This is a genomic window from Arthrobacter sp. 1088, assembly GCF_031455315.1.
GTDB lineage: Bacteria > Actinomycetota > Actinomycetes > Actinomycetales > Micrococcaceae > Arthrobacter.
Window position 1 is genome coordinate 15,241 of record NZ_JAVDSM010000020.1, and the last position, 11,598, is coordinate 26,838.

Consider the following 11,598-nt stretch of genomic DNA (forward strand, 5'->3'; position numbering starts at 1 on the left):
TGCACTAATCAGTTGGGAGGCGTCGCGTATCAGGCCGCCCTGGAGGCGCCAAAATAGCCCGCGAACCCTACTCGTTGTCCGGTTCGCCTACAGGTTTCTCGGCGGGCCAGTCGACGTCCTGCTCGTAGCCCTCATGCTTCTGCAGGTATGCCGCGATGTACGGGCAATGCGGAATGATGCGCTTGCCGGACGCCACCACATCGTCCAAGGCGAAGTGGGCCAGCACCTTGGCCAGCCCTTGGCCTTTGAACTGTGGCTTTGTCTCGGTATGCGTGAAATCGATGTGACCGGGCCGATCGATGAATTGGGACATCACCGCCAACTCACCGTCTACGCGGAGTTCATAGCGGTGGAACTTATCGTTGCGCACTGTGGTGACGCCAGCGCGGAATGAGTCTGCCAATGATTCAGTGTGCTCGGTCATGATTCGAGATTGGCACGTAAACCGGGCGCTGGCAATGTGGACCGTTTTCCCCCGCGTGTTTGCCTCCCGTCCGGGCCCGGTGGCGGCAGCACCGGCGTCGGGACCCTGCCAAGCAGCAGTACCGCGAGCGCGAAGCATGCCGCTCCCCCGCCCAGGAGCGCCAGCGTCAGGCCGTTGAACGCGGCATCCGCAACGGGGACAAAGACCACGACGGCGGCCGTCACCACAGCGGTGCGCGAGGGACCCCGCGCGTGGCTGGCCGCCGTCGGACGGTCCTCGAGGCGACCGAGGAGCAGCACGACCGGCAGCAGCAGGGCTACGACGGCGAAGAAGACGGGGATTCGCGCCCACCACCATTCCGCTGTGCCGTCGGGGGGTTTGGGAAAGTCGGTGAGCAAGAGGAGTCCGGACATGCCCACCAGGAGAGGAAGATGCCAGAGGTAGACGGTCATGGACCGGCGGCCCGCCACCGCAATTGTCGCCTGGACCCAGCGGACAGAGGCGATCCAGCGTATGCCTTTGCCCAGAAGTTGGAGGGTGGCAGTCTGTGAAATCGCCAGCAGGAGCAGGCAAAGGTTGGGTGGGTTGATGTTCACCACCATGTTGCCCGGATATACGGCCACGCCGGTCACCAGCCCGAGCAACACGTTGCTGACTATGATCGCCCCTACCAACCAGGTTCTGCTGCGATGCTCAAAAAAGCCGTCCGCCATGAGGAAGCCGAGCTGCTGGACTGCGCACCAGACAAACACCATGTTGACGAAGGCAAGAACCGGGACAGCGCCGCGGAGGGAGTCGACGGTAATGATCAGCGCCACGAGGACGCCCAACGTAGGCAGCGGGGCACGTTGATGAAGCCGGGCCATGAGCGGGATGCTGAGTTGGGCCGTGAGGTAGGCAGCCAGGAACCAGAGTGGCATCGCAGCCCCGGTGGTCATCAACTGGATCACCTGGGGGTCAACGCCGCTGAGCAGAGCCAGCCAGAGCCCCGCCCACATGATGGCGAGCAGGGCCATGGCTGGCCTGACCAGACGCAGCAGTCTCAGCTGGGCGAAGTCGAAGCCTGTGCCGCCGCGTGCTTGCAGGCGTCGCCACGACTGCAACCCGGTGACGCCGCCCAGAACGAAGAACAACGGCACGATCATGAGCACCCAAACCACGGGCGTGAACCAGCTTTGCTCCATGAGGGTGTTTTCCGTGGTGACTTTCCCATCCCTGTGCAGGACGGGACTGACCATCATGCAGTGGGCCGCGACCACCAGGAGCAGGCAGATGAAGCGGACGAGGTCGATCGCTGGATCACGCTGCACAACCGGTTCACGATGCACAGCCGGTTCCAGCCGCGCAGCCGAAGCCGCCGGCACAGCCGTGCTTCGGCTGGCGCCTGGATGAACCGGCTTTCCCCGCTGCATGGCCCTCCCCACGAATACACGCTCCTGCGTGTTGACTCCATTGTCCGCCCCGGGTGCCGTGGGGACCAGCGGTGCCGGCGTTGGCAGGTGCTAGCGGCGCACCCTGGCCAGTAACCGCCCTCGTTCCTCCGGGTCCAAGGCACCGGCGCACGCTGCCGCGGCCAGGCCGTACGATCCGTCAAGTACTGCCTTGTCGGCGCCGGCCGAAGCGCCGAAGGCCGCGAACTCTGCTGTGTGATGGGCTGCGCCACGGACGTCGTAGCCAACCATGGGGTGGATGGTTGGCACCAGTTGGGAGACGTTGCCCATGTCCGTGGAGGCCACTGGCTCGGTATTGAAGACGACGTCCCGTCCGATGGCCGTCATGGCTGCCCGGTAGGCATCCGACAGGAACGGGTCTTGTCGGAGTTCGGCGTAGTCATTGCCCGCTGGCGTGACATCCAGGGTGCAACCGCTGGCGTGGGCGCCTGCTTCGAGGCAGCGCCGCACCTTGTCCTGGATGATGCGCAGCTTTTCGATGCTCGGAGCCCGCATCTCAATGCTCGCCCTTGCGCGCTCGGGGATGACGTTGACGGCGCTTCCGCCTTCGGTGACGATCAGCGAAATGATCGACCCGATCGGGAGCTGTTGCCTGGCCAGCGCGACAGCCGTCTGGGCGACGACAAGTGCGTCCAGGGCGTTGACTCCTTCCATCGGGGCGGCAGCTGCGTGGGCCGGCCTGCCTTCGAACAACACGTCCCACATGGACATCGCCAGCGACGAACCGCCCACCACGTCCTTTGCCGCGGCATGGGCCATCATTGCCAGGGACACGTCGTCGAAAAACCCTTCGTCAATGAGATCGACCTTCCCACCGGTGGTCTCCTCCGCCGGCGTTCCGAGCACCTTGACAGTGATGCCGAGTTCGTCAGCGACTGCCGCCAGGGCCAGCGCTGCTCCCATCGCGCTGGCCGCGTTCACGTTGTGTCCGCATGCGTGGCCAATGGCGGGCAGGGCGTCGTACTCAACGCACAGCGCCACAACCAGGTCTCCGGTTCCCAGCCGCGCACTAAAGGCGGTGGGTTGTAGTGGCTGGCGATCATCGAAGCGGAAGCCCGCCGCATGGAGTAGCCGCCTGATCCGCTTGACTGCACGGAACTCCTGCCCGCCGAGCTCAGGATCGGCGTGGATGGCGTGGCTGAGGTCCAGCAGGTCCGGTTTCCACCGCTCTGTGGCAGCCTTCAGCCTGGCCTCGATGTCGCTTTGGGATACGCGTACGACGGCGGCCCCGCGGCTTAGGCTGTTAAGTCCAGTGGCGGTCATGCGGACACCCCGGCGTTTTCGCGCTTTGGGTAGCGGGCGCTTGCGGCCGCCGCGACGAGTGCGGCCACAGCAAGGGCTCCCCAGATGCCCTGCAGCCCGGACTCTGAAATGTGCCCGGACTCCACGGACGCGGAGGAGATCAGCTTCACCACGGCCGCGCCCACCGCGATCCCGACGGACAACGCGAGCTCATTGAGCCCGGCAGCAGTTGAAGTTTCCTCCAATGGGACTCCTTCCACGGACAATGCGCGGGTTCCGGCCTGGTACATTCCCAGGCTTAGGTTGAACATCGCAAAGCCCAGGCAATAGCCGGCGAGGGAACTGTGGGCCAGCATCATGACCAGGAATCCGACTGCGAGCAAGACACCGGCAAACACGAGCGTGGCCCGCTCACCGAATTTTCGCAAAGCCCGGGCCGTGAGCAGCGAGGACAAAAGGGACAGCACGGAAGCCAAGGCCAGGACAATGGCGATCATCAGGGGGCTCAGGGCAAATCCGTAACCCGTCTTTTCAGGATTGGAGTGCAGGAATATCCCGTTGGTGCCGAAGTAGCTGATGGACGCGAAGCCAAAGAAGAAAGTAGCCAGTGAGATGGAGCGGATCCGCGGAATGGCCAGCATCCGCAGGTCCATGAAGCGCTTACCCTGGTTTGCGCTGTAATCACGCTTGGCCCAGTAGGCCAGCAGGGATACTCCCAGCAGGCCAGCGGCCAAGGTGCGGGCATCCAGCCAACCCCATTCGGGCGCCATCGAGAGCGCCACAACAAAACCAATGAGACCGAGCGAGCAAGCCAGCAACGGCCCAAGGGCGATGCCCTCGCGGGTCGGCACACCGGCGTCGGGCAGTAAGAAGGAAGAAATGAACGCGACCACCGCGAAAGGAACAGCCACCCAGAAACCGAGCGTCGGGCTGGTGACCCCAACGATTCCGGCAAAAAGCCCGCCCGCTCCCACCATGATCATGAGCATCCCGATCATGACGCTCACACCAGTGCGCGTATGCCCAGGGCTGCTAACGCGCAGGATGCCCATCATGAGGGGGATGAAGCCCACCACGCACGTAAGCATGACCACGCCGATCGTCACCGTCCACAGCGAGGGCCACAAGGCCATCTGAAGAACTCCTGCCGTCACAACCCCTGTGGACCAGCGCAGCACCAGCCTGTACCCGTAGCTGTCTCCGAGCCTTGAAATGATCGGGGTGAGGACTGCAAAGCTCACGTTGGAGATCAGGAAGATGCCGTTGATGGTGGGGTCGTCAATCTCGAAGACGGGTCCGAGCGCGGGGAGGATGGGGTTCAAGTACCCCTGGGTGACCCCGCTCAGTGATTCAATCAATGCCATTGCGAAGATCATTCCCGCAATGGACCGGCGCGTCGTTCCAGACGCCGCCGCTGGTGCTGTCTTGCTTCCCATGTGCTTCCTTGTGGTCTTGGCCTGTTGAGGGTGCCGCCGATTAGTGATGCGAGTCACGACGATATTGCCCTCGTTTAGACTGGCTGGGAAATTGTTTGAAATACACACAAGGAAGGCCTCAGTGAACGAATCAGCCATAATTTCCGAGCTGGACCTCGAAATCCTGAATGCCCTCCAAATCAATCCGCGGGCAGAGTGGAGCCGGATTGCCGACGCCCTTGAGCTGTCTGCGCCCACAGTGGCAAGGCGATGGAACGCTCTTGCCGGCCAAGGCCAGGCTTGGATCACACCTGCACCCGGACAGCGCTATCTCAGTGCCGGGTGGTCAGCCTTCATCCATCTGTCATCCTCGCCCAGCGAGAGCGAGGCGCTGATTGAGCAGCTGTGCTCCGAACCTGCATTCGGCACAGTTTCTCTAGTGACAGGTGCGCACGATCTCTTCATTGACTGCTTTGCATCCAGCCATGAAGAGTTGATGGATATCGTCACCGGCGCCTTTCCAAGGCTGCCCGGCGTCACGCATCGTGAGGTCGTTTTCGTCACCAAGTTGTATCGGCAGGCCTCAGAATGGCGCAGTGGCACGCTGGAACCCGCGCGCGCAAGGCTCGTGTCAGCGGAACCCCTGCCCGAGCAGTCGGCCTACGCGCCGGACCGGCTTGATGCAGCGTTGTTGGAGGAGCTCGCCAAGGATGGCAGGGCGAGCTGGGCGGAACTGGGTGCCGCCTGCCGCGTTTCGCCCCAAACAGCCCGACGGCGGGTGGAACGGTTCCTGGCAACCGGCTACATGACGCTGAGGTGCGATGCGTCCAGCTCCGCCCAGCAGGGCCTGAGGGAAGTGACGCTCGTCCTGAACGTTCCAGCTGAGTTCGTTGACGGTGTGGGCAGCTTCTTCGCGTCGTTGCCCAATTGCCGGTTGAGCGCCCAAGTCCTTGGCGCACAGAACCTGCTGGTCACTTTGTGGGTCCGGGACTATCTGGAGGTCCAGGCTTACGAACGTGAACTTGCCCAGCGGGCTCCAGGAAGTGCAGTCATCTCAAGGCAGGCGGTGGTGCGGACCTTCAAGCGGTTGGGCCACGTCCTTGACGAAGCGGGTCGCAGTCGCAGCGTGGTGCCCCTGCCGCTATGGAGGGAGACTTCGTAAGCGTTATCCACAAGGTCATACGGTGCTCTGGACGGAATGGCGAAACACCGGCAGGATCGACCCCATGACTACGTCCATTTTCGTGAACCTGCCCGTCAGCGACCTCGAGGCGTCCAAGGCGTTCTACACTTCCCTCGGTTACGCCATCAATCCAAACTTCACCGATGAGACTGCCGCTTGCGTGGTCTTTAGCGACACCATCTACACAATGCTCCTGACTCACGACAAATTCAGTCAGTTCACCGATCAGCCCATCGCGGACACCCGGAGCTCGGTCGGGGCAATTGTTGCCATCTCTGCCGACAGCCGCGAAGGTGTTGATGCCCTGGCCGCCAAGGCGGTCGAGGCCGGAGGTTCCGAGACGTACGACCCCAAGGACCTCGGGTTCATGTACAGCAGGGCGTTCCGTGACCTCGACGGCCACCACTGGGAAGTTGTGTGGATGGACCAGGCCGCGCAGAGCGGCCCGCCGGAGCACTAAGCAACCGGAGCACTAAGCAACCGGAGCACTAAGCAAGAGCGCCCTAAAGGACAGCCAGCACGCCAAGCACGACGGCGAGCAGCGGCGTTGTCCCTTGGAGAACCGCAGGGCGGAGGTACTTTTTGCCACTCGCTGCGAGCACCAGTGCCGCAAGGAGCATGGAACCGCAGCAGCTGAAGACGAGGGTCCAGCCCACCTGCGGAGCACCCATGGCCACTGCGATGATGCCTATCAATGCGCCGATGGCCAGGAAGAGGTTGTAAAAACCCTGGTTGTAGGCAAGTGGCTTGGTGGTTTCGGCGTCGGCCTGCGATGTCACGCTGAATCGCTTCCATGTAGCTGGCTTGGTCCACGTGATGGATTCCATGGTGAAGATGTACACGTGGAGCAACGCCGCAAGCAGGGCGAAAATCAGGGAGGCCAGGATCATGGTCTGATCCTAGCCTCCCCATGTTACGACGCCCGTGAGGGCGGGGTTGTGTCAGTCACTCAGCATGGCGAGTGTCGCGCCTGCGAAGGACCACGCGGATCCGTTCCATCGCGCCAGCAAGCCTTGGAGGTTCTCACCGTCGGCCCGGTGGGCGGCGGTTTCAGCTTCGAGGGTCGCCAGGATTCCGGTGCGCAGCTCGGTATTGAAGTTCACCTTGCCAACCTGCATGGAAGGAGCCTTTGAAAGCTGTTCAGCGGGGATGCCGGAGGCGCCGTGCAGCACCAAAGGAACCTCCGTCCGTGCAGCAACTTCATGGAGTACATCCCAGCGGATGTTGGGCTCGCCCTTGTACTTTCCGTGGACGTTACCCACCGCAACGGCGAGCAGTTGCGCTCCGGTCCGCGCAACGAACTCGGCCACCTGCGCCGGGTCAGTGAGGCCGGCGACTGAAGTACCGGCGTCGTGCGCTGAATCTTCGGTACCGAATGCCTTGTCCTCGTCGCCCGCCAGGCCACCCAGCTCTGCCTCGATTACGACGTCGGACGCTCCTTGCGCATCCAGCGCGGCACGGACTTCGCGGACCAAGGCGATGTTGTCCTCGAACGGCAAGGACGAACCATCCGCCAGCACGGCATCGGCACCGGCAGCCACGGAGTCGCGGATGACCTGCAGGTCCGAGGCGTGGTCCAGTTGGACGGACACGGGGATGCTGGCGTCGTCGGCGAGGCCGCGAAGTGCTGCGATGAGTCTGAGCCCGTTGGGGGTGGAGGCCGTCTTCGGAGCTACGAGCAGGATCACGCCGAGCCGGGCTTCTTCCGCCGCCGAAACAACGGCCAGCGCGGTCGTGAAGTCGTAGCAGGTGAAGGCTGGAACAGCAGAGCCGTCAGCGAGCGCGGAAATGACCAACTGATCCAGTTTGGCGCGCATTAGTGGGCCAGGCCTCCCACCAGGATCCAGGCAACATACGTCAGCGCGAAGCCGGCCAGGCCCAGGATGGTGGTGAGGACCGTCCAGGTCTTGAGGCCGTCGGTGACAGTAAGGCCGTAGTAGCGGATCACGGTCCAGAATCCTGCGTCCGTCACGTGGGACAACCCCAACGCGCCGAATCCGATGGCGATCACGATCACGGCGATCTGGGCGGGCGTGTAGCCGCCTTCCATCACTGCGGAAGTGAGCAGGCCGGTAGTCGTGACAATGGCAACGGTGGCCGAGCCCTGGGCGGCGCGCAGTGCAAGGGAGATAACGAAGCCGAGAACGATCACCGGCAGGCCCAGGCTGTCCAGGGTGTGGGACAGGGCTGCGCCGATGCCGGAGGTGCGGAGGACTTCACCGAACACGCCGCCCGCGGCGACAACCATGAGGATGGACGCAATGGGAGGAAGGGCGCCTTCGAAGATCTCGCCGGTTTCCTTGAGTGACCAGGTGCGGCGGACCGCCAGCAGGAAGAAGGAGAGGGCTACCGCCACGAGGAGCGCGAAGAACGGGTTGCCGATGAACGCGGCCACGCCGTACCAGTAGTTGTCCTTGGCAATGGTCAGCGTCCCCAGCGTGCCTACGAGGATTTGGACGATTGGAGCGGCGATCAGGAACATGATCAGGCCGGGACGCGGAGGGGCAATGGCGCGGGCGCCGGGACCGTCAGAGCCCACGTGGACCAGGGACTCGGAACCGAATTCGTCCACCTGCGCCTTGACGACTGGAAGCAGTTCGTAGTCCTTGCGGTTCATGATGCTGGCAACCCAGTAGGACAGGAAGCCAAGCGGCACGCAGATGATCAGCGAGATCAGGGTGATGAGGCCAATGTCAGCGCCGAAGACGCCGGCGCCTGCAACGATTCCCGGGTGCGGCGGGACTGCCACATGGATGGACAGCATGATGCCGGCCATGGGCAGGCCGAATTTGATGGGGTGAACGTTCGCGATCTTGGCGAAGGCATAGACAATCGGGACGAGGACGATGACGCCCACCTCGAAGAACACGGGAATCGCCACGAGGAAGCCCACGGCCGTCAAGGCGATGGCAACACGCTTGGCGCCCAGCTTCTCAGTGAAATGGGTGGCCAGCGACTGCACGCCGCCGGATACCTCGATCATGCGGCCAAGAATGGCGCCGAGGGCAATCAACAAAGCAACCTTGCCCATGGTGCTGCCAACGCCGTTGGCCACCACGGTGAAGATGTCCTTGAGCGGAATCTGGGCTGCCACGCCTACCAGGATGCTGACAGCCAACAGGGCAACGAAGGCCTGGATCTTGAAGCGGATAATCAGCACCAGCAGCAGGGCAATGCCCGCAGCAGCGATGGTCAGCAACAGGGGTGTTCCCAGTTCCACAGCCGGTTTGATGGCGGGGGCATCAGCAGCCCGGACCACCAAGGAGTTGATGAGGGGATTCATTGGGGGTGTCTCCTTTGACATACCAGTCTAGAGAAGACCGGCGGGAGGTGGCGACGACGGCGAAGGGGGGACCGCCGTCGTCGCGGGTTTTTATTGGGTTAGTTGGTGCGCTTTGTGGGCGCGACAACCTTGATGACGGCGGAGTCGTCGGCGGCGGCGAGGCCTTGGGCCTGGCCGAGAAGGTAAAGCTGTTCTGCAGCGGCGGCAACGGGTGCAGCAAGGCCGGCAGCGCGGGTGGCTTTGCCGACGATGCCCATGTCTTTGACGAAGATGTCCAGGCGGCTGAGGACCTCGGCTCCGTCCTCGGTGTAGGCCTCCAGGATGCGGGGGCCGCGGTTGGACAGCATGAAGGAACCGGCAGCTCCGGCTTCCAGCGCGGCGAGGGTCTTGGCCTGATCGAGGCCGAGGGCGTCGGCAAGGGCCATGGCCTCTGCAGCTGCGGCGATGTGCACGCCGCAGAGCAACTGGTTGACGGTTTTGAGTGCTTGGCCGTCGCCGGGCTTATCGCCAACAATGCTCAGGGTGGAAGCCAACAGTTCCAGCGCGGGCCGGGCCTTTTCAAGCGCCTCCGGCTCGGCACCAACGACGATGAGCAGATCGCCTTCACCCGCACGTTTCGGTCCACCGGACAGTGGCGCGTCCACGAGTGAAACACCGTACCCGGCCAGTTTTTCGACCGTGGCGGGGATGGCTTCGGTGCCCACCGTGCTGCCAAGGATCACGACGGCGCCCGGCTTCAGAACCGAGGCAACGCCGTTTTCGCCGAACAGGACATCGTTGAGCTGCTCACCATTGCGAACGGCCAGGAGCAGCGCGTCGGCATCCTGCGAGGCTTCGCGGGCAGAAGCAAAAGTCTTGATGCCGGCTGCCGCGGCAAGCTCCAGGCGGGGCTCGGCGATATCGAAACCGTGGACGGTCAACTCGGACGCGAGGCGGGTGGCCATGGGCAGGCCCATGGCGCCGAGGCCCAGAACGGTGATGGTGTAGTTGCTGCTGGTCATGGTGTTCTCCGATAAATAGGGGCCACGCTTGCCGGGTTCCCTGGCCGAGCTTGCGAGGTTAGGGGGCAAGTGGGGATGGTTAGAAAGTGGCGCTGAGTTTGCGGGTGACCTGGGCGAGGGACTGGTCATCGCCCACATTGCCGGCGAACACGATGTACGGGATGCCCTTCGCGGGGCCATCCACCGGTTCCCAGAGCGAGACGATGCCCGGCAGCATCGGTCCGCGGACGATCGCGTGCCGGATTTCCAGTCCGTGGGCCGCAACATCCGAGGACGTGATGCCACCCTTGGCGATGACGAACCGCGGCGGGAAGGTTTTCAGCGTCCGGTTCACTACATTGACGACGGCGGCCGAGACGGTGCGTGCGATCTTCAGGCTCGCGGCGGCGTCGTCGGTCTTGATGAGCAGGCGGCTGGTGTGGACGATCACGTCGCCCTGGCGGAGTGCGTCGACGACGTCGGACACAACGGTTGCGATGTAAGCGTCGGCCTCCGGTTCGGTTTCGGCTGCGAGGAGCTTCTCGACGTCGATCTCGATGATCCGCGCGGAGCTGTGCTCTGCCGTGAGTGCGTTGAGCTGGCGGGTGGTGACGCCAACGTGCGAGCCAACCACGATCAGGCCGCCGGCTGTGGAGGGAGTGTTGCCGGCGTAGGCCTCTTCGGAGGTGAGTGCGGTGCGGATTTCCTGGCCAATGCGGCCACGGACGAACGGCGGGCCCACGCGGTAGAGGAGCTTCTTGCCGCGTCGTTCGGCTTCTTCGAGGCCCAGGGCCAGAGCACGGAAGTCGTTTTCGGTGACGATGTCGGCCACGATCGGCGTGGAGTTGGTAGCGGAATCAATGGTGTCAGCGATGGCTTTCGCGGAAATGGCCGGGTCCTGGGCCGATGCGCCGGCACGGATGATGTTGAGGTCAAGGACGATTACATCGCTTGCCGGGAACCGGCCCTTCGACTTCTCCTCCACATACTTGGCCATCTCGGAGTTGGCGAAACCGAAGGACGCGTCCTTCGCGAATTCCGTCTCGGACACCGGGGTTAGGGTGCCGGCTTCTTCCCCGGTGCCGCGCATGTAGTGCACACCTCCGATGGTCACGCGACCGGCGTCGGGGAATGCCGGAACGATGACGACGCCGTCGGTGACCTCACCGGTTTCGGCGGCGACCGTAGCGGCGATGACGTCCGGCTCGAGCGGGTAGTGGCCGCGCAGGGTGGAGTCGCTGCGGCTGACGAAGCCAAGGCTGATCTTCCCGGCCGCTGCTGCCAGCGCATTCCGGACGATGTCCTCGTTCCGCGCCGCTGCTTCTGCAGGGTCCAAGCTGCGGGTGTTGGTGAGGACGTAGACGGCGGGCTTGGTCTGGCTCTCGCGAATGTGATTGAAGGCCCAAGTGAAGTCCGCGACGTCCCAACGGGTGAGAACAGCGAGATCCGCGACCGACTGCGTTCCCGTGGGGTCGTCGTCGAGGACTACCAGGACGCGGGGGGACGCCGCCGAGGATGTGGCAACGGCGTCCGCAACCAGCTGGGCCGGAATCTGGACCTCCGCCGGGAAAGCGGCCAGAACGTCTGCTTCAAGGGTCACGGTGCACTCCATCGTGGGAA

General features: G+C 63.6%; 11 protein-coding genes. 2 read left to right on the forward strand and 9 right to left on the reverse strand.

From position 1 onward, the window contains the following. Window positions 1-67 precede the first annotated feature (67 nt). The 4 genes from J2Y41_RS21885 to J2Y41_RS21900 form a co-directional block, all read right to left on the reverse strand. On the reverse strand, window positions 68-424 hold the full coding sequence (locus J2Y41_RS21885) for a GNAT family N-acetyltransferase (protein WP_224094728.1): 357 nt from the start codon (window positions 422-424) through the stop codon (window positions 68-70). After that, the gene (locus J2Y41_RS21890; protein ID WP_309931686.1) at window positions 421-1,836 is read right to left on the reverse strand and encodes an acyltransferase; all 1,416 of its coding nucleotides are present in this window, start codon (window positions 1,834-1,836) and stop codon (window positions 421-423) included. Before J2Y41_RS21890 ends, J2Y41_RS21885 begins: the two co-directional genes overlap by 4 nt. Window positions 1,837-1,926: 90 nt before the next feature. Then, window positions 1,927-3,138: a M20 family metallopeptidase gene (locus tag J2Y41_RS21895; protein ID WP_309931687.1), complete on the reverse strand. Its 1,212-nt coding sequence runs from the start codon at window positions 3,136-3,138 to the stop codon at window positions 1,927-1,929. Next, the gene (locus J2Y41_RS21900) at window positions 3,135-4,553 is read right to left on the reverse strand and encodes an MFS transporter (protein ID WP_309931688.1); all 1,419 of its coding nucleotides are present in this window, start codon (window positions 4,551-4,553) and stop codon (window positions 3,135-3,137) included. Before J2Y41_RS21900 ends, J2Y41_RS21895 begins: the two co-directional genes overlap by 4 nt. Window positions 4,554-4,674: 121 nt before the next feature. Here J2Y41_RS21900 and J2Y41_RS21905 point away from each other — a divergent pair, with 121 nt between their 5' ends. Together J2Y41_RS21905 and J2Y41_RS21910 are read left to right on the forward strand one after the other, a co-directional pair. After that, window positions 4,675-5,694, forward strand: a complete 1,020-nt coding sequence (locus tag J2Y41_RS21905; RefSeq protein ID WP_309931689.1) for an Lrp/AsnC family transcriptional regulator — start codon at window positions 4,675-4,677, stop codon at window positions 5,692-5,694. Window positions 5,695-5,758: 64 nt separating this feature from the next. Then, complete coding sequence (locus J2Y41_RS21910; protein ID WP_309931690.1) at window positions 5,759-6,175, forward strand: VOC family protein; 417 nt, start codon at window positions 5,759-5,761, stop codon at window positions 6,173-6,175. A 43-nt stretch (window positions 6,176-6,218) separates the two neighbouring features. On the opposite strand, the gene J2Y41_RS21915 is transcribed toward J2Y41_RS21910, so the two are convergent. From J2Y41_RS21915 to J2Y41_RS21935, 5 genes are all read right to left on the reverse strand, one after another. After that, window positions 6,219-6,605 carry a DUF1304 domain-containing protein gene (locus J2Y41_RS21915; RefSeq protein WP_224094716.1) on the reverse strand — a complete coding sequence of 129 codons (387 nt, stop codon included), beginning with the start codon at window positions 6,603-6,605 and terminating at the stop codon, window positions 6,219-6,221. Window positions 6,606-6,656: 51 nt separating this feature from the next. Next, window positions 6,657-7,532 (reverse strand): class II fructose-bisphosphate aldolase, encoded by an 876-nt coding sequence (locus tag J2Y41_RS21920; RefSeq protein ID WP_309931691.1) that lies wholly within the window; start codon window positions 7,530-7,532, stop codon window positions 6,657-6,659. Further along, on the reverse strand, window positions 7,532-8,998 hold the full coding sequence (locus J2Y41_RS21925; protein WP_309931692.1) for a GntP family transporter: 1,467 nt from the start codon (window positions 8,996-8,998) through the stop codon (window positions 7,532-7,534). Before J2Y41_RS21925 ends, J2Y41_RS21920 begins: the two co-directional genes overlap by 1 nt. Window positions 8,999-9,096: 98 nt before the next feature. Next, window positions 9,097-9,999, reverse strand: coding sequence for an NAD(P)-dependent oxidoreductase (locus tag J2Y41_RS21930; RefSeq protein ID WP_224094706.1), 903 nt, complete (start codon window positions 9,997-9,999; stop codon window positions 9,097-9,099). 79 nt (window positions 10,000-10,078) lie between these two features. Further along, on the reverse strand, window positions 10,079-11,578 hold the full coding sequence (locus tag J2Y41_RS21935; RefSeq protein ID WP_309931693.1) for a four-carbon acid sugar kinase family protein: 1,500 nt from the start codon (window positions 11,576-11,578) through the stop codon (window positions 10,079-10,081). Window positions 11,579-11,598: the final 20 nt, after the last annotated feature.

Bases quoted from the DNA above. Each gene is read 5' to 3' on its own strand.
- J2Y41_RS21910 (WP_309931690.1), top strand. From the start codon at position 5,759: ATGACTACGTCCATTTTCGTGAACCTGCCCGTCAGCGACCTCGAGGCG.
- J2Y41_RS21890 (WP_309931686.1), bottom strand. From the start codon at position 1,836: ATGCAGCGGGGAAAGCCGGTTCATCCAGGCGCCAGCCGAAGCACGGCT.
- J2Y41_RS21920 (WP_309931691.1), bottom strand. From the start codon at position 7,532: ATGCGCGCCAAACTGGATCAGTTGGTCATTTCCGCGCTCGCTGACGGC.
- J2Y41_RS21915 (WP_224094716.1), bottom strand. From the start codon at position 6,605: ATGATCCTGGCCTCCCTGATTTTCGCCCTGCTTGCGGCGTTGCTCCAC.
- J2Y41_RS21895 (WP_309931687.1), bottom strand. From the start codon at position 3,138: ATGACCGCCACTGGACTTAACAGCCTAAGCCGCGGGGCCGCCGTCGTA.
- J2Y41_RS21930 (WP_224094706.1), bottom strand. From the start codon at position 9,999: ATGACCAGCAGCAACTACACCATCACCGTTCTGGGCCTCGGCGCCATG.
- J2Y41_RS21925 (WP_309931692.1), bottom strand. From the start codon at position 8,998: ATGAATCCCCTCATCAACTCCTTGGTGGTCCGGGCTGCTGATGCCCCC.
- J2Y41_RS21885 (WP_224094728.1), bottom strand. From the start codon at position 424: ATGACCGAGCACACTGAATCATTGGCAGACTCATTCCGCGCTGGCGTC.
- J2Y41_RS21900 (WP_309931688.1), bottom strand. From the start codon at position 4,553: ATGGGAAGCAAGACAGCACCAGCGGCGGCGTCTGGAACGACGCGCCGG.